Here is a 17,961-nt window from a genome sequence, read left to right as displayed (position 1 = left end):
GATAGGAGTGGAATCGATGAATAATAAGCGTGTATATCAGCTTCCTCTTCAGACGCTAAGTCTGATACTGGGCTTTGCCGCATGGGTACTTCTGTCCTCGATGATCTCTACAATAAAAGTTGATCTTCAGCTTGTGCCGAGTCAGATTGCCTGGATTACGGCGATTCCTGTACTCTCTGGATCCCTGCTTCGGATACCTGCCGGTTACTTGACGAACCGATACGGAGCAAGGGTCATATTCATAACGGGTTTCCTCATTCTTATAATTCCATTGCTGTGGCTGACCGCCGCTCATCACTTTGAAGAGCTGCTTGTGATCGGACTGCTTCTAGGCGCAGGAGGATCTATGTTCTCTATTGGGGTAACCTCGCTCCCGAAGTATTATCCGCAAGAACGAATGGGGGTTGTTAACGGGATTTACGGACTTGGTAATCTGGGCTCTGCACTGACCACTTTTGGATTACCGGTTCTTGCCGCTTCCCTCGGCTGGCGCAATACTCCATGGATTTATATAGGTGTCATACTGTTCATGGCTTTGATCGTATATAAGGCCGGGGACAAGGAGGAGTCCAGGATGAACCAGCCGCTCATGAAGCAGATCCAGAACCTGTCCAAGCAGCCGCAGTTATGGATGCTCAGTTTGTTCTACTTCATTACTTTTGGATCGTTTGTTGCTTTTACCGTATTTCTTCCTAATTTCCTTGTGGAATATTTTGGTTTGGCTAAGCTGGAGGCAGGTGTCTACACCGCGTGCTTCATAGGCCTGGCTACTCTAATCCGTCCAATAGGGGGATTAATTGCTGACAAAATAAATCCTTATATCCTATTAACTTTCGTATTTGCTAGTATGGGGATTTCGTCACTTGTTCTCAGCCTCTCGCCAGACTTCGGGGTGTACACTGCGGCGACCATGAGTATTGCTTTATTCGCTGGGGTTGGCAATGGGGCAGTGTTCAAACTGGTTCCTATGTATTTTATATCTGAGGCAGGAGTAGCGAACGGTATAATTTCCGCACTCGGTGGCCTTGGGGGCTTCTTCCCGCCGCTCTGTCTAGGCCTGATCAAGGGATTCACAGGTAATTATATGTTTGGATTCTTGATGATGAGTGGCTATGCATGGATGTGTCTCGTCATTGCCTTAATCTACCTTAAATTATCCGGGAAGCCTGTGAAAGAAGGGAGGGCGGCTGTGGCAGCCTACCAGGCAAGGTAAGGAAAGATTAGCATGGGCGTGTAAGAAGAAAAGAGCTGTTGTGTCCCGCTTACTGGGATGCAGCAGCTCTTTGTGCTTTTCGGCAATTTCAGGGCAAGCGATTATATTCCATATATATTTCTCTAGTATACTATATCTATATAGATGAGATTAACAGGGAGAGAAACACGATATTACTACAATAGAGGAGGCTGCTTATGAAAAAACTGATTTGGATAGGCTGTTTATCTTACTTCTTGATCGGACTGGCCCATGTTATTCTAGGCTCCGTCTTACCTGTTGTTCTGGAGCATTATAACCGGGATTACAGTGATAGTGGAACATTGATTTTTACCCAATTCACAGGTTTCCTGCTAGGTGTGCTAGTATCCCCTTGGTTCAACCGCCGTTTTGGTAAAAGAGTGGAGCTTCTGATCGCTACCGGATTATTGTGCTGTTGTGAGCTTCTGTATATGGCACTGCCGCCTTGGGGCTGGTTATATATCATTGCTTTGGGGGCAGGCTTCGGATTCGGCATGATTGAGGCGGTTATAGGGACCGTTATCATATCCGCCATTAAAGAGAATACCGCCATTGCGATGAGCAGGCTGGAGGTCTTATTCGGCATTGGTGCCTTGGTGATGCCATTAATCGCAAGCGGCCTGATGGAAGCGGGGTATTGGCGTATCTCGTTTGCGGTAGTTGCCTTGTTCGGGGTTGCAACCATCGCTTTCTGGGCAAAAGGTTCCTTTGGTGAAATGGATCAGGTACTGGATCAGCGATCTGCTCCTGAGAAGACTGGGACACAGCCATCTAAAGGAATGCGGGCCTACTCCGGACGACGTATGTTGATACTAACTCTGTTCATCGCTTTCTTCTTCCTGTATGTCGGTACAGAAATGAGTCTTGCCAACTTCATGCCTGCGATGCTGATTGAGAAGCTTGGCATGAAGGAAGCTGGTGCTGCGCTTAGTGTTACATGCTTCTGGATTGCCATGTCCGTCGGACGGATTTTTGCCGGATATATTGCGGAGAAATTCGAGTACAGAGTTTATGTTCTCTTCAGTTGTCTTGCTAGCGCCGTGCTTCTATTACTGCTTCCTTTTACATTGCAGGTCTGGTCCTCATTTGCAGTCATTCTCATGCTTGGACTTGCCATGTCGGGGATATTCTCGATCGCTTTGGTCTTCGCAAGTAAGCTGCTCCCCGGAACAGAGGAAGCTACACCTAGCATTCTAATTGCTTCCGGAGGGGTAGGAGGAGCCGTGCTTCCTCTCCTGACTGGCTGGAGTCTTGATCATATGGCTGTGAATGAGACTCAGTGGATGTTCGCTGGATTTGCCGGAGGGCTTCTGTTAATTAGTGGACTAGCCTTCCGGATACAACAAGGGAACCTTGAAAAGACCTCCAATTGTCCTGAGCGAGAGTAGGTCATCTGCTTAACCTCCTGATTAAATCAGGTATTGATCCAAGCTTAGTCAGCATAGGGTCTAAATAGGTTGATTTTGAGGAGGGAAGCAAATGTCAGACCGTTTTGTGGCTCAGTCGCTTGAAGAAGTCAGCTTCTGGTCGAGGATTATGAAAGAACATTCTTTTTTTCTGGGACTCGGTTTCCGCGCAGAAGACACGGAACTCATTAAGGAAGCTCAACACTTCTACCGGATTTTTGAGGATATTGAGAACCGGGTTCATTCCTTCTCTCTTGATACGGACCCGCAATTAATTCGGCAGTTCAATCAGGAGGTCCATACAGCGGTCAGTCATATATGGGCATTCAAAAGAAAAGTACTAGGCTTAATCTTGACTTGTAAGCTTCCTGGACAGAACAACTTCCCGTTATTGGTTGATCATGTGAGTAGAGAAGCCAACTATTTCAGAAATCGCTTGGAGGAGTTAAATGAAGGCAAGCTAGAGCCTTTATACGATGCCATTATTGACGAGAATGTATTCTTCTTGCGGATTATGGCGGACCATGCGAAGTTCATCGGGCACCTTCTCGATCCTTCTGAACGAAAGCTTGTGGATCAGGCGAGAGAATTCAGCAACGACTTCGATCAGTTGTTGTTCCAGGCCCGTGATCTCGACTCCATGCGGCCTCAGTCCCAGACTGCTCCGATTCTGGATCAGTTCCTGGATCAGAACAGGGTATCCGTTAAATCATTACGGGATTTCAAGAAAACCGCCCGGGATCTGATCGAGCAATGCAGAATTAAAAGCATTATTCATCCGCTCCTTGCGGACCATGTATTCCGCGAAGCTGAACGGTTCCTGGAGATTATTGATATGTTCGAGAACTCCTTAACCGGGAAAGGAAATGCGCCTCTGATCCATCACTGATGAGGAAGAAAGTGGTTAGCAGAAAGTTAGGTATATTTGGAAAAACGCGCAAAGAGTCTGCCTTCTGAACTGAAGGCAGACTCTTTGCGTCCCGGACAGGCCAGGCAACCAGACGTAGTTATTTATTCCTGTTCCTCATAGAACCATAATGGATCATCGCAGTCGGCTTCCCCGTTATAGTTAATAAAAATCTCTTCCCCGGCCTTGATGTCGGTGTAGGCGTAGAAATCAAAGGTATGCTGCTCAAAATTAATGTCATAAATGGCATTGGGCTCATAAGAGTGGTTGAACAGACTGCCATACCCCAAGAGAACCGCGGTATGGTTAATCCCATACTCGAATACATAATCTGCGAGTATAGTCTTCTCTATGAATTCATGCTGTTCATTGGGATAGGGGATGACAGGCGCTTCATGGATAAGCTCGTCTTTGGCAATATCTCTTGTTGCGAAGACTCCTCTTTTGAACTCGCCGCCGCTAATTGTGGATATTTTTATCTCAATCATTGGTTTACCTCACGATCTCATGTGTTTCATTCATAATTAGGAAGATTAATTTTAACCTAACCCATCAAATAGAGCAACCAATGATTATCACGAAGACGCATGTTTAACCGGTTTTGCGTGCACACTTTCTGAAGAGATATTCATCTTTAAACGGAAGGCGGATAACATGAAGGATCAATCGATGTATCAGTCGATACTGGATTCAATCAACAAGGTTGCTGTTCTCTTCAACCGGGACAAGCTGGATCACCTGGTGGAGCATATAGGGGAAGCTAGGTATGTGCTTCTTGGTGAAGCTTCTCATGGCACCTCAGAGTACTACACCATCCGTGCAAAGCTGACCAAACAGCTCATTATGGAGAAGGGTATCCGATTTATCGCTGTTGAAGGGGATTGGCCGTCCTGTTATACGCTGAACCGCTACGTGAAGGGTTATGAAGGGGCAGGTGCTAATGCCGAAGACGCTATGCGGGACTTCACACGCTGGCCAACCTGGATGTGGGCCAATCATGAAATACGTGAGCTGGCCGAATGGCTGCGGAGTTACAACAAGGGCAAGTCAGAAGAGGAGAAGGTTGGATTCTACGGAATCGACGTCTACAGCCTTTGGGAATCGATGGATGAAATTTTGAAGTATCTGAGCAGCACTCGAAGCACAGATGATCTGGATGCCGCAAAACGGGCCTTTGCATGCTTTGAGCCTCATCATCGGAACGAACAATCTTATGGAATTTCAGCTTCTCTCTATGGGGAAGGCTGCGAAGATGAGATCATTTCGCTTCTACGCAGGCTTCAGGACAGGTGGAAGGTGCTTATACCCAAGATCGGGAGAAGGCACTTGGTGCCGAGATGAACGCTCTCGCTGTAAAGGGTGCAGAAGCTTACTACAGAACCATGATCAGGCACGATGCGGCTTCATGGAACATAAGGGACCGCCACATGGTGGATGCGTTGGAGAGGCTGATGGATTATCACGGTCAAGATGCACGCGCAGTCGTATGGGAACACAATACACACATTGGTGATGCCAGGGCTACCGATATGGCAGACGAGGGAATGGTCAACGTAGGTCAGCTGCTTCGAGAAAAGTATGCGGATGAGGTATTTGCAATTGGCTTCGGTACGTATCGCGGAACCGTGATAGCGGGCCAGGCCTGGGGAGCTCCCCAGGAGGAGATGCGTGTACCGGGTGCGATCAGGAACAGCTGGGAGGAACTGCTGCACAGGCATGGAGCCGAAGACAAGCTGCTTATTTTCAAGTCTGCTGATTCGATATTAGAGGACTCCATTATAGGCCATCGCGCCATTGGAGTCGTGTACCACCCCGAATGGGAGCTGGGGAACTATGTGCCCACCCGGATCGCAAGGCGCTACGATGCCTTCATCTATCTGGATCAGACCCGTGCCTTGACTCCGATTACAGCGGGTTCTTTTACCTAGTCAGCAATGATTTAACCCGGGCGCAGTTCCAACGCTTCCAAATCAGATATAAGCCGGTCGGAACTACACATGTTCATCTCATTTGATCAAGGTACTAGGGTACTGTATCTGTGCGCCTGGACAAAAGAAAGGGCTATCCCTTCGTCATCCATGATGACTTGGGACAGCCCGTATTTGAACTGAAATTCTTTTATGGCTGAATGTCGTAGATTTTGTACAAATCATCCAGCATCAGGTTCGCCGCTTTGTAACCACCGGCAGTATTCCAGATGGCATCATTGACCTTGTGCGCATGACCACTCTTCACGGCACTCAGGTTCTTCCACAGCGGATCCTTTGTCCATTCCAGCTCGGTCTGGCTCGCCTTGCCGTCACCCGTATCGTAGGTGAAGTAGAAGAGGATATCCGCGTCCGCTTCCGGAAGCCTTTCCTTGGTGATCTCATCAACAAAGGTGTCTTTGGCATTCTTGGTCATTTCATTGCGGGCAATACCCAACTGCTCGAAGATCACCCCTGAGAAGGTATTGGTGTGATACACACGGGTCTTACCGGCCATGAACCGGACAACGGAGACGGTCTGCTTAAGTTTATCACCTGCTTTGGCTTTGAAATCTTCAATACGTTTGTCATAGGCGGCCATTAAGGCATCGCCTTCGGTCGTCTTGCCGAGAGCTTCGGCATAGAGCTTGAAGTTTGTCTTCCACTCGCCGCGCAGATCCTCAGCCATCACGGTAGGCGCGATCGCCTTCAGCTGCTCGTAGACTTTTTCCTGACGCATTTTGTTGCCGATAATAAGATCTGGCTGGAGACTGGCGATAAGCTCGAGATTCGGCTGGCTTTCTTCTCCAACCTCGGTCACGCCTTCCATGTCAGCCTTGATATGTTCATACCAGGGATTGCCGGTCCATGACTTTACAGCACCGATAGGCTTGACGCCAAGGGCGAGCAGTGCCTCGGTTCCTTCGTTCGTCAATACGACAACCTTTTGCGGAGTGCCTGTAATGTCGCTTTCTCCCATAGCGTGCTTAACTTTGCGCACCTGACTCTCCGTGGTGGAAGGAGCAGCGGTATTAGATGAAGATTTTTCGGACTGGCTTGATTCTGATGCGTTTTTGTTCCCGCATGCTGACAGAATCAGGATCAGGATTAAGGCAAGTGTGCCAAGCTTGGCGGACCGGCTTAACCGGCTGGATGTTGTTCTAGATAACATATGAATCGATGTCCCCCTATAAATTATGTATTGTCTATGATGAGAATGATTATCACTGACAGATCAAACTATAATAGGAGTTTAGCCCTGTTGTCAACAACAAACTGAGAATGATTATCATGTTCGTTGACAAGTTCATAGTCTTTAATCTAAAATTCATACAGGTAACGGCGGACGGCTGGGCTAATAGGCCCAAGCTGGTTCTGGTCATTATATTTAGAAATTTAACAGAAGAATGTGATCTATATGAGAGTTGTGTATCTAATCTTATCTTTGCTTGTACTTACAGGTGTTATGGTGTGCAGCATCGCTTTTGGGGTAACCGACATTCCGCTTAGAACTGTCTGGGAATCTGTTACCCATTACAATGGCAGCAATGAACATCTGGTTATTCGGACGACCAGGGTTCCGAGAGCGGTAATAGCTGCTGCTGTTGGAGCATGTCTTGCGGTTGCAGGGGCGGTCATGCAGGTGTTGACCCGTAATCCGATTGCTTCTCCAAGCACACTTGGAGTGAACGCAGGCGCGGCCTTCTTCATTATGCTCTGCGGTACATTTCTTGGTATTACCGGTCAGCATGCATTCACCTGGGTAGCTCTGATCGGAGCTACACTAAGCGGGGGAATCGTGTTCTTGCTGGGCAGTATCGGTAGAGATGGAATGACACCGGTCAAAATCACACTGGCCGGGGCCTCCATGACGGCATTTTTCGCTTCACTTACGCAGGGGCTAATGCTTACAGATGGTAAAATGTTCGATCAGATTCTGGCATGGCTGGTCGGTTCGGTAGCCGGCAGGGAAATGAGCCAGCTTGAGGCTGTATGGCCTTATATGGCCTGCGGATTGGGTATAGCTCTCTTGATGGGCAGGCATCTGAATGTGCTTGCCATGGGGGACGATCTGGCTCAGGGACTTGGGCAGAATCCGGCCCGAATCAAATGGCTTGGTGCAGCTTCTGTTATCCTGCTGGCGGGCGGTTCGGTTGCTGCCGCAGGACCGATTGCTTTTATAGGCATTATCATACCGCATATTGTCCGTTATCTGGTGGGAACCGATCACAGGTGGATACTGCCTTACAGCGCGGTGCTCGGTGCGATCCTGCTTGTGGCAGCCGACTTAGGATCAAGATATATAGCTATGCCGAGGGAGGTCCCTGTAGGTGTCATGACCGCGATTATGGGAGTACCCTTCTTTGTCTACATCGCTAGGAAAGGCAGACGGACGTAATGAGCAAATACAAATCGATACGATCTGCAGGTTCGCGATTCTCCTTACTTATTGAGAAAAGGACAATCTGGATCTGCGCAGTTCTGCTGGTCCTTGCTATAGCTATTATGATTGTCAGCACTGGCTTGGGTAGTATGTACATATCCCCGATGAACGTAGTTAAGGTCCTTCTGGGAATGGGGGAGCCCGCACATCAGGTTGTTGTTGAGAAGCTTCGGCTCCCGCGCATGATGATTGCGATCTTGGTTGGAGCTTCGCTTGCTGTCGCGGGTGCTGTTCTGCAGGGAGTTATTCGTAATCCCCTGGCCTCCCCGGATGTAGCCGGCATTACAGAAGGCGCTTCCCTTGGGGCTGTTCTGTTCATCTTTCTGCTGAAAGGAACCGTTCCACTGCACTGGATGCCCATTGCTTCCATACTTGGAGCTTTGTTGGTGACAGGACTATTGTACGTCTTATCGTGGAAAAGAGGGGTCGACCCTCTAAGGCTCGTTCTCATCGGAATCGGCCTCTCGGCAGCCATTAAGTCCCTGTCTTATATGTTCATCATCTCGGGACCCATGCAGCTGGCGGAACGTTCATTAACGTTCATGACCGGCAGTATTTACGGTGTGTCTTGGGATAAGGATGTGCTCATCCTGCTGCCTTGGGCAGCCATTCTGCTTCCTGTTACCTGGCTTCAAGCCCGCAATGTGAATATCCAATCACTTGGAGATGATACCGCCAGCAGTGCAGGGGCACAAGTGCAGAGACAGCGCCTAATATTGATTATGCTGAGTGTAGCCTTGGCTGGAGCTGCTGTGGCTATCGGAGGCGCGATCGCATTCATTGGCCTCATGGCACCACACATGGCTCGGAAGCTTGTCGGCTCATCATTCGGGAGCGTTGTTCCGGTAAGCGCTCTGCTGGGCGCGATTATTCTGCTTGTGTCAGATTTGGCAGCGCGAACTCTCTTTATGCCCAAGGATGTGCCTGCCGGCGTATTGACCGCCGCGATTGGAGCCCCTTTCTTCATGTACATGCTATACCGGAATCGCAATCGTTACTAGACTGGAGGAACTATTCATGCTCGAAGCTGAGGGACTGGGACTATCCTATGGGGATAACTATATATTCAAGAGTCTGAATCTATCGATTCCTAAAGGGAAGATAACGGTATTTATAGGTAGCAATGGCTGCGGCAAATCAACACTATTAAGATCTATGGCACGGCTTCTTAAGCCTCAGCATGGAACAGTTATGCTGGATGGGGGCGATATTTCCCGCATGGCGACCAAGGAAGTTGCCCGCAAGCTCGCGATCCTGCCCCAGGGGCCGGTTGCACCGGAGGGCTTAACCGTCCTTCAGCTCGTTAAGCAAGGACGTTATCCCTACCAGAGCTGGCTGAGACAATGGTCACAAGAGGATGAGCGCATTGTCGGGGCAGCACTTGAAGCCACGGGAATGAGTGAGCTGTCGGAACGCACAGTGGATTCCCTGTCGGGGGGTCAGCGGCAGCGAGCCTGGATCGCCATGACCCTTGCTCAGGAGACACCTATTATTTTGCTGGATGAGCCTACAACTTATCTGGATATGACGCATCAGATTGAGGTTCTCGATCTTCTGTATGAGATGAACAGGCGGGACGAGCGCACCATTGTGATGGTGCTGCATGACCTTAATCTGGCATGCCGGTATGCCGATCATCTTGTAGCCATTCGGGCTGGCCGAATCGAGGCGCAAGGTGAGCCGGGAGAGGTTGTGAACGAGCAGTTGATTGAACAGGTATTTCGTCTGAAATGTGAGATCATTCCAGATCCCTTGTACGGCACGCCATTATGTATTCCTTACACCACCAGCAGCTTGAGCGCGGCAAAGGGAATACAGTCGAAGCAGAGAGAGGCACAGCGTTGACTTGTTCGAGAGTCGATGCTGTGTTTTTTTATGAGTAATATGGTTGGATAATTGAGTTTGGAAGGATCTATAAGTTCTCTCTTTGTGAGAAAGGAGTATTTATTGTTTTGTATTCCAAATTTTGGTTAAATAAAATATAGTACCCCGTGTACCCATAAATAAATTAGTCAATCGGCTGTTCAAGTTAATTCCTCATGATTAAAGGGGGCAGAGTAGATTATGCTAGGCATCAACGTTACGAGAAACGATTTTAATCTTATTATTCATTGGCAGATGTCTTCAACTGAAATACCTCTCTCGGACATCAAAGAAGTGTACGAAGATGACACTTACGCTGGTGAAGGAGCAGATGCTGTGAGAATCGGTACCCCCTACAATACAACAGATCGAATTGTTATTAATACCAGCACAAAGTCATATATATTATTCACTACAAATAGTGGCACCCTTCTAAATAAAATCAAATCTTATACCGAGTCACAGGATACACAGTCACATTAGGTGTGGAAATAAGATAAGCCCCTCTACCTGAGTAGAAGGGGCTTTTTGGTTCGCGTATATTTATCTTTTCTGGAATTTGAATATCGACCAAATGGTCAGGAGAGCCGCCAAGCTCAAGCATACAACAATGCTGATTCGATTCTGGACATCAAGCATGAACAAGATAGCGATGACTCCAAGAGTTAGAGCAGTAAGAGCCGGAACATAAGGGAAGCCCCAGATTTGGAAGGCAGGCTTTTTCGGATACATTTTACGAAGCTTGATCTGGGAGAGACAAATGCATATCCATACCAGCATCACGACAAAGCCCGGCACAGCCATTAACACACGGAATAATCCTTCCTGCGTAATGAAGGCCAAGAGTGAACCAATCAGCAGAAGAACGGCACAGAAATACAGACTCCCTACAGGAACTCCCTGCGTTGAAAGCTTACCCATCCAGCGAGGGGCCTCGGCATCTTTAGCCATGGAATGAAGCATACGTGTTGCCCCATAGATTCCAGAGTTGGCTGCAGAGAGGACAGCTGTAACAAGAATGAAATTCATCAAATGCGCGGCGCCCTGCAGCCCTGTGGAACTGAGTACCTGCACAAAAGGACTTGTTGTCTCATTTAGCTGATTCCAAGGAATTAATCCGCAAATGATCAGAATCGGCAGAGTATAGAAAAAGACCACTCGCAGAATGAAGCTTTTAACCACTTTCGGCAGGATTTTCTCCGCATTTTCCGTCTCCGTCAGGGTAAGACCGATCAATTCAGATCCACCGTAAGAGAACATAACAATCAGCAGGGCAGAGAAGATCGCTGTCCATCCATTCGGGAAAAACCCCCCGTGTTCGGTATAGTTGCTGAGTCCGGGGGAGGTTTGGCCAGGAAGGATACCAAGCAGGATGCACGCACCTAACACGATAAATACAATAATCATAAATATCTTGATCCCGGCAAGCCAAAATTCCATCTCACCATATCCCCGGACATTCATCATGTTAATGAGAATGATCAATGCCGCACTTGCAAGGCTTAAAGTCCACAATGGAACGCCGGGAAGCCAATATTGAAGGAAGCTCCCAGCCGCAATTACTTCTATAACACACACGGACAGCCACATGAAGCAATACAGCCAGCCCACGATGAAGGATACGCGTTCCCCGAAAGCCTCACGTATGAAATCTTTCATATTTCTGTTCGGATATACAGTGGCCATTTCTGCGATAGCGCCCATAACGACCAGCAACAGTAATCCGGCAAAGATATAGGAAAAGATAACTCCCGGACCCACGAGATTTATCGTCTCGGAGCTTCCTTTGAAAATACCCGTACCAATGACCCCGCCCATCGCCATAAAGGTGATATGTCGGGGGAGCAGCCTTTTCTGAAGTGAATCCTCAGTTGATGTCAAGTTCAGTCCTCCTAGATGTTATGAACATAAGTCTTTGTAACTAACTTGTACATCATATACCAAAACTTAATGGCATGAAATATATTTAATCACGAAACCATATTGAGCATTCCCTTAGCATGAGGTAACCATTCATCTTCCACAATTAGTTTGAATGTTGAAGCGTATTGAATATTCTTCCAATTATTATTGGGCTATAATTAGAGCAAGAGTTACTATTGTGCTGGAGAATGCAATACTGCAGCGAGGGAGAGGAGGATGAGTAACGTAGAATATAGCGTTTTTGAATATGGACAAAAGGAAATGGATCAGCTAAGGAAAGCGGATAAAAGATTGGGAGCAGCAATAGACCAATACGGGAAAGTCGAACGAGTTATGATTCCGGATCTATTCACTGCGCTCATCCATGCCATGGTGGGTCAGCTTGTCTCCGTCAAAGCAGCGGCAACCATATGGGGGCGAATGCTGCAGCACTTCGAAGATATATCCGCTCGGTCGCTAGCGAATCAGAGTGCTGATCAGATCCAAGAGTGTGGGATGACAATGAAGAAAGCAGTGAACATCCATCGTATTGCGCAAATGATAGCCGAAAGAGAGTTTGACCTTGAAGAACTGCATCAATTGCCGGATGAACAGGTCATTCGTAAGCTTACTATCTTGCCTGGGGTTGGCAGATGGACGGCTGAAATGCTGCTGATCCATGCCATGGGGCGGCCGGATGTGGTCAGCTGGGGGGACCTGGCTATTCGCCGCGGTATGATGAGGTTGTACAACCTTTCATCACTAAGCAGGGAGCAATTCGACACGTATCGGTTGGCCTATTCTCCTTTAGGTTCAGTGGCCTCGATCTATTTGTGGAAGATCTCATCTGAACAATGAGTTCTCTGGATTGAAGGGAGGACTATTGTTCGATAAAAAAAGTCATTGCTATCTTAAGCAGGGTCACAGTAAGATAAGGGATATGGGTAATTTTTCCTAGAATAATATTAAGAAAGGATAATCAAATCACATATTAGGAGCGATAAGATGAAGTCGAAGATGATGAAATGCATATTACTTACTGTACTCAGTTTAGGGTTGAGTGCTACTCCTATACTGAACTTGAACACTGCAGCTGCCGCCTCTACACCAGCAGCCAAACCTATCCGTGTCTATGTCCACAACAAGGAAGTCCGCCCAAGTTCCTCTCCAATTATACGTCATGGCCGTGTGTTCGTGGAACTTCGCAGTATTCTCAAAACATTAGATTACACACTGAGTTATGATAGCAAGAAGAAGATTTTCTCGGCTGTATCTGAAGACAAGACCATCAAGATTGATATGAAGTCAGGCAAGGCGAATTTGAATGGCCAAGCTTTCCCTAACGATTCTAAGAATCCTTATGTCATTATAGGCGCGTCCAGCACATTTGTGGACCTTGAATTTCTCAATGAAGCCACAGGACTGGAGGCAGAGTGGGATCAAGCAGGCAGAATGGTGAAGGTGCACAAATCAACCTATGGCCCACCTCTCAAAGCAGATTTGAGAGAAATGACTGCCCTAGTCAAAAAAATGTTAAAAGCCATAAAAGATGGAGATTCTAAAACATATTTATCTCTTATTAATAAGGAATCGGATAGTGAGTTCTATGAAAGAGTAATAGAGGATCCTTCTCTGCTTACTAAATACGCGGGCTATTCCTCCATAGACAATCTTTCTTCTGACCCTGATTATTACCCTTCAGAGCAAAAGTTCAATGTAGAATTATCTATCCCTAAGGGACCTGGCGAGCTTCTTGACCGGATCGAACATCTCGGTATTTATATGGAGCTTGACAAGAATTACAAATGGACTTTTGGTTACCTTGAATCAGAGCATACAGAATATGCAAATTTCAAGGAAGTGTTGAAGAAGGAAGCCGAAGTACCTGAAGCTGATAAAACCGCTATTCATGCACTGTTTGATACCTTTATCAAAGCTATGAATGAAAAGGACGTTGAAGCGGCACTAAGTACCTTAAATACGGATTCAACAACGATCAAGGATGTTAAGAAAAGTCTGTTTGCTACATTTGGGCTGAGTGATTTTGAAATTATAGCAGAAAGTATGTCTATCGCTGCTTATGCTAATAATTCCGCAACGATCTACTTGGTTCAGAACTTTCGGTTACCGGAAAGTGGAATGGAACTTAGAGTGTACAACCTTATTAAGGCAATCAAGCTTCCGGAAGGAAGCTGGCGCATTATTCCAGATGATGCGGTGAGCCTTGATATGGATGTTCTAAATGATTCTTATGAGTAAGATAACTCTAATTAGTGAAATGACATATTGAGGATGGAATCGAAGCAAGCGGTCTTACATCGCTTGCTTCGATTATTTTCGCTCCGTTTTGTTCGTTAAATTCACTTTATCAGATTAACTAATGAATCCTATAAATTCATTCAAATTGACCGGAAATCCCTTGTGTGTTAGGTTCTAGTAAGTAGATTTATTAAGTTGATCATATTGCTAGGAATTAAATCTTAGAATGCTACGTGAGGTGGATTTTGTTGGAACTCCAGGTAACGAACAGTCCTTTTAATCAAGAGCAGGCTGATCTGCTCAATCGTCTTCTGCCTACACTAACGGATACGCAGCGGATTTGGCTAGGTGGTTATATCGCAGCATCGCTTGGTACGGCTTCGGCTGCAGCAGCAACAGCTTCTGCGCCTGCTAATGCTCCGCTTGCAACGCTGACCGAGACTGCACCCTCAATCTCCAAAGAGGTCACCGTTCTCTTTGGATCCCAGACAGGCAACAGTGACCGGCTGGCGAAGAAATTGACCAAGCAGCTGGAAGAGAACGGATTCCAGGTGACGGTCTCTGATATGGGAAGTTATAAGTCTAACAACCTCAAGAAGGTTGAGAATCTCCTGATCGTAGTGAGCACCCATGGTGAAGGTGAGCCGCCGGATAATGCGATTCCTTTCTATGAATTCCTTCATAGTAAGAGAGCGCCTAAGCTGGATGGTCTTCGATATTCCATTCTTGCTCTTGGCGATACTTCGTACGAATTCTTCTGTCAGACAGGCAAGGACTTCGACAAGCGTCTTGAAGAGCTCGGAGGCAAGCCGCTGACTCCCCGTGTGGATTGTGATGTGGACTTTGATGAGGCGGCAGCTGAGTGGATGACACAAGTTCTTGCCTCATTAAATGAGGGTTCATCTGCTCAGCCAGCAGGAATAACAAGCCAGACTGCCGTATCCGCTGAAGGCGAATCGGAATACTCCAGAACGAATCCTTTTCACGCTGAGGTCCTTGAGAATTTGAATTTGAACGGCCGTGGATCAGATCGGGAGACTCGCCACATCGAGCTCTCTCTTGAAGGCTCCAATCTACAATATGAACCAGGTGACAGCCTGGGAATATATCCTGAGAACCACCCACGGCTTGTGGATGAGCTTATCGAAGCTTTTGCATGGAATGCGGAAGAGCTTGTCCCTGTGGGCAAGAATGGAGAAGAACAGACTCTCCGAGAAGCATTGCTCCGTTATTACGAGATTACCGTGCTGACCAAACCCCTGTTAACGCAAGTTGCGGAGCTTACTTCAAATCCGGAATTGACGAACCTTTTAAGTGCTGGACATGAGACAGAGCTAAGAGCTTATCTTGCAGGACATGATCTGCTTGACCTGGTACAGGATTTCAATCTGAAAGGCGTGTCCGCACGTTCCTTCACAGCTCTTCTGCGCAAAATTCCAGCCCGCTTGTACTCAATTGCGAGCAGCTTGAAAGCGAACCCGGATGAAGTACATCTCACTGTACGTACTGTACGATATGAGAATCAGGGCAGAGAGCGTTATGGCGTGTGCTCCGTACAGCTTGCCGAGCGGGTAGAGGCTGGTGACACCCTGCCAGTGTTTATACAGAGTAATCCGAACTTTAAGCTGCCTGACAGCAGCGACACTCCTATTATTATGATTGGTCCCGGTACGGGCGTTGCCCCATTCCGTGCCTTCCTTGGTGAGAGAGAAGAGACCGGAGCTGAAGGCAAGAGCTGGTTGTTCTATGGCGATCAGCATTTCTCGACGGACTTCCTATACCAGGTTGAATGGCAGCGCTGGCTCAAAGATGGCGTGCTGACCCGTATGGATGTTGCCTTTTCCCGGGATACCGATCAGAAAGTATACGTCCAGCACCGAATGCTGGAGAAGAGCAAGGAACTGTATCAATGGCTGCAGGAAGGCGCCGCGGTCTATGTGTGCGGAGACGAGAAGAAGATGGCTCATGATGTTCATGCGGCACTGGCTTCTATTCTCCAGCAAGAAGGCGGCCTCAGCCCGGAGGAAGCAGCAGACTATTTGACACAAATGCAACAGCAGAAACGTTATCAGCGGGATGTCTATTAATAAGGGCAGACCAACGATTGCGAGAGGAGAAATCAGCGATGTCCGAGAATAATTTGTTGTCTCCAAACAGTGCTCCGCACAGTGATGTGGAAGAGATCAAGCGCAGAAGCAACTATTTGCGCGGGAGCCTGGAAGAGACACTTCAAGATCCATTGACGGGGTCAATCCCTGAAGATGATAACCGATTGATGAAGCACCACGGAAGCTACATGCAGGATGACCGTGATCTTCGGAATGAACGTGCGAAGCAGAAGCTTGAGCCAGCTTACCAATTCATGCTCCGCGTGCGTGCTGCTGGCGGCGTAGTTACACCTGAGCAGTGGCTGATGATGGACCGGGTAGCCAAGAAATACTCCAGCGGCACGATTCGTCTGACTACCCGTCAATCCTTCCAGCTACATGGTGTATTGAAATGGAATCTGAAGAATACCATTCGCGAAGTGAATGAATCCATGCTCAGCACGCTTGCCGCCTGCGGTGACGTGAACCGGAACGTGATGTGCAACCCGAATCCTCATCAGTCTGAGATTCATTCGGAGGTGTATGATTGGGCGAGCAAAGTAAGTGACCATCTGGATCCGCGCTCACGCGCTTATCATGAAATCTGGCTGGATGGGGAGAAGGTTGTAGACAGCCGGGAAGGGGAAGAACAGGAGCCGATCTATGGTCATGTCTATCTGCCTCGGAAGTTCAAGATCGGTATTGCTATTCCGCCTAACAATGATGTGGATGTGTTCTCTCAAGACCTGGGACTTATTGCAATTGTTGAGGATGGCCAGCTGCAAGGATTTAATGTCTCGGTAGGCGGCGGAATGGGCATGACCCACGGAGATCCGAAGACATATCCGCAGGTGTCCAAGGTTATCGGCTTCTGCACCCCAGAGCAGATGATTGACGTAGCTGAGAAGACAGTCACTATTCAGAGAGACTACGGGGACCGGTCTGTTCGCAAGCACGCCCGGTTCAAATATACAATTGATGACAGAGGCCTGGACTGGTTCAAGCAGGAACTAACTGCACGTCTTGGCTGGGAACTGGCCGAAGCAAGGCCTTACCATTTTGACCATAATGGTGATCGTTATGGCTGGGTGAAAGGCAGCAATGGCAAATGGCACTTCACCTTGTTCATCCAGAATGGACGTGTTCAGGATGAGGAAGGGTATCCGCTGATGACGGGGCTTCGCGAAATCGCCAAAGTCCATACCGGGGAGTTCCGTCTCACACCGAACCAGAACCTGATTATTTCGAACGTAGCCAAGCAGCATAAGAAGAAGATTGAAGCTTTGATCAAGGAATACAGTCTGACTGACGGGAATCATTACAGCGCGCTGCGGAGAAATTCTATGGCCTGCGTAGCACTACCAACCTGCGGCCTGGCAATGGCCGAATCGGAGCGTTATCTGCCAGCCTTGATGGATAAGATTGATCCGATTCTGGCTGAGCATGGACTACAGAACGAAGAGATTGTTATCCGGATGACCGGTTGTCCGAATGGATGTGCAAGACCTGCGCTTGCAGAGCTGGCATTTATCGGTAAAGCGCCTGGTAAATACAATATGTATTTGGGAGGCAGCTTCACGGGCAGCAGATTGAACAAGCTGTACAAGGAGAATATCGGCGAGACCGAAATTCTGGATTCCCTTAAGCAGATTTTTGCCCGGTATGCCAAAGAGCGCAATATCGGAGAGCATCTTGGCGACTTTGTGATCCGTGCCGGTTATGTTCCAGAGGTTCTGGACGGACAGCAGTTCCACGCTTAGGATAAAAATAATTTAGATTAAAGAGGCTGATTTCCCTGGTGTTGAACCGGGAAGTCAGCCTTTTCTTATAAATGGGTGAGATAACGAGATGGATACCCATTGGGGAGAACTGGCAGAGAGGTTCCTTTTTTAG

14 protein-coding genes and 1 pseudogene are annotated in these 17,961 nt (G+C 47.8%); 12 read left to right on the top strand and 3 right to left on the bottom strand.

What is annotated here, in order from left to right; all coding sequences use genetic code 11:
* The first annotated feature begins 16 nt into the window (after positions 1 to 16).
* From LDO05_RS10435 to LDO05_RS10425, 3 genes are all read left to right on the top strand, one after another.
* A complete protein-coding gene (locus tag LDO05_RS10435; protein ID WP_251375340.1) occupies positions 17 to 1,213 on the top strand; it encodes a nitrate/nitrite transporter in 1,197 nt (398 codons plus the stop codon).
* Between the two features lie 197 nt (positions 1,214 to 1,410).
* The gene (locus LDO05_RS10430; RefSeq protein WP_251375339.1) at positions 1,411 to 2,622 is read left to right on the top strand and encodes an MFS transporter; all 1,212 of its coding nucleotides are present in this window, start codon (positions 1,411 to 1,413) and stop codon (positions 2,620 to 2,622) included.
* A gap of 91 nt (positions 2,623 to 2,713) precedes the next feature.
* The gene (locus LDO05_RS10425) at positions 2,714 to 3,529 is read left to right on the top strand and encodes a DUF2935 domain-containing protein (RefSeq protein ID WP_251375338.1); all 816 of its coding nucleotides are present in this window, start codon (positions 2,714 to 2,716) and stop codon (positions 3,527 to 3,529) included.
* 122 nt (positions 3,530 to 3,651) lie between these two features.
* Here the strand turns inward: LDO05_RS10425 and LDO05_RS10420 are convergent, their stop codons facing one another.
* On the bottom strand, positions 3,652 to 4,035 hold the full coding sequence (locus LDO05_RS10420; protein ID WP_251375337.1) for an SET domain-containing protein: 384 nt from the start codon (positions 4,033 to 4,035) through the stop codon (positions 3,652 to 3,654).
* A 181-nt stretch (positions 4,036 to 4,216) separates the two neighbouring features.
* On the opposite strand from LDO05_RS10420, the pseudogene LDO05_RS18995 reads away from it, so the two are divergent.
* Positions 4,217 to 5,475 (top strand): annotated as a pseudogene (locus tag LDO05_RS18995) (erythromycin esterase family protein).
* A gap of 190 nt (positions 5,476 to 5,665) precedes the next feature.
* On the opposite strand, the gene LDO05_RS10410 reads toward LDO05_RS18995, so the two are convergent.
* Entirely contained in the window at positions 5,666 to 6,685 is a 1,020-nt protein-coding gene (locus LDO05_RS10410; RefSeq protein WP_251375336.1) for an ABC transporter substrate-binding protein, read from the bottom strand.
* Between the two features lie 246 nt (positions 6,686 to 6,931).
* Between LDO05_RS10410 and LDO05_RS10405 the strand changes: the two genes are divergently transcribed.
* From LDO05_RS10405 to LDO05_RS10390, 4 genes are all read left to right on the top strand, one after another.
* A complete protein-coding gene (locus LDO05_RS10405) occupies positions 6,932 to 7,912 on the top strand; it encodes a FecCD family ABC transporter permease (protein WP_251375335.1) in 981 nt (326 codons plus the stop codon).
* Positions 7,912 to 8,958 (top strand): FecCD family ABC transporter permease, encoded by a 1,047-nt coding sequence (locus tag LDO05_RS10400; protein WP_251375334.1) that lies wholly within the window; start codon positions 7,912 to 7,914, stop codon positions 8,956 to 8,958. The genes LDO05_RS10405 and LDO05_RS10400 overlap by 1 nt, the downstream gene beginning before the upstream one ends.
* Before the next feature lie 16 nt (positions 8,959 to 8,974).
* Positions 8,975 to 9,802, top strand: a complete 828-nt coding sequence (locus tag LDO05_RS10395) for an ABC transporter ATP-binding protein (RefSeq protein WP_251375333.1) — start codon at positions 8,975 to 8,977, stop codon at positions 9,800 to 9,802.
* Between the two features lie 219 nt (positions 9,803 to 10,021).
* Positions 10,022 to 10,303: a SunI/YnzG family protein gene (locus LDO05_RS10390; protein WP_251375332.1), complete on the top strand. Its 282-nt coding sequence runs from the start codon at positions 10,022 to 10,024 to the stop codon at positions 10,301 to 10,303.
* A gap of 60 nt (positions 10,304 to 10,363) precedes the next feature.
* Here the strand turns inward: LDO05_RS10390 and LDO05_RS10385 are convergent, their stop codons facing one another.
* Complete coding sequence (locus tag LDO05_RS10385; RefSeq protein WP_251375331.1) at positions 10,364 to 11,701, bottom strand: amino acid permease; 1,338 nt, start codon at positions 11,699 to 11,701, stop codon at positions 10,364 to 10,366.
* A 258-nt stretch (positions 11,702 to 11,959) separates the two neighbouring features.
* Between LDO05_RS10385 and LDO05_RS10380 the strand changes: the two genes are divergently transcribed.
* The 4 genes from LDO05_RS10380 (at position 11,960) to cysI (ending at position 17,828) form a co-directional block, all read left to right on the top strand.
* Positions 11,960 to 12,580 carry a DNA-3-methyladenine glycosylase family protein gene (locus tag LDO05_RS10380; RefSeq protein ID WP_251375330.1) on the top strand — a complete coding sequence of 207 codons (621 nt, stop codon included), beginning with the start codon at positions 11,960 to 11,962 and terminating at the stop codon, positions 12,578 to 12,580.
* Between the two features lie 147 nt (positions 12,581 to 12,727).
* Positions 12,728 to 13,981: a copper amine oxidase N-terminal domain-containing protein gene (locus LDO05_RS10375; protein WP_251375329.1), complete on the top strand. Its 1,254-nt coding sequence runs from the start codon at positions 12,728 to 12,730 to the stop codon at positions 13,979 to 13,981.
* A 248-nt stretch (positions 13,982 to 14,229) separates the two neighbouring features.
* A complete protein-coding gene (locus LDO05_RS10370; RefSeq protein ID WP_251375328.1) occupies positions 14,230 to 16,068 on the top strand; it encodes an assimilatory sulfite reductase (NADPH) flavoprotein subunit in 1,839 nt (612 codons plus the stop codon).
* A 38-nt stretch (positions 16,069 to 16,106) separates the two neighbouring features.
* Entirely contained in the window at positions 16,107 to 17,828 is a 1,722-nt protein-coding gene (gene cysI / locus LDO05_RS10365; protein WP_251375327.1) for an assimilatory sulfite reductase (NADPH) hemoprotein subunit, read from the top strand.
* Positions 17,829 to 17,961 lie beyond the last annotated feature (133 nt).

The organism is Paenibacillus sp. YPG26, from assembly GCF_023704175.1.
In the GTDB taxonomy this organism is placed as follows: domain Bacteria; phylum Bacillota; class Bacilli; order Paenibacillales; family Paenibacillaceae; genus Fontibacillus.
Note: the sequence above shows the minus strand (reverse complement) of the source record. Positions and strands in the feature narration are given on the sequence as shown.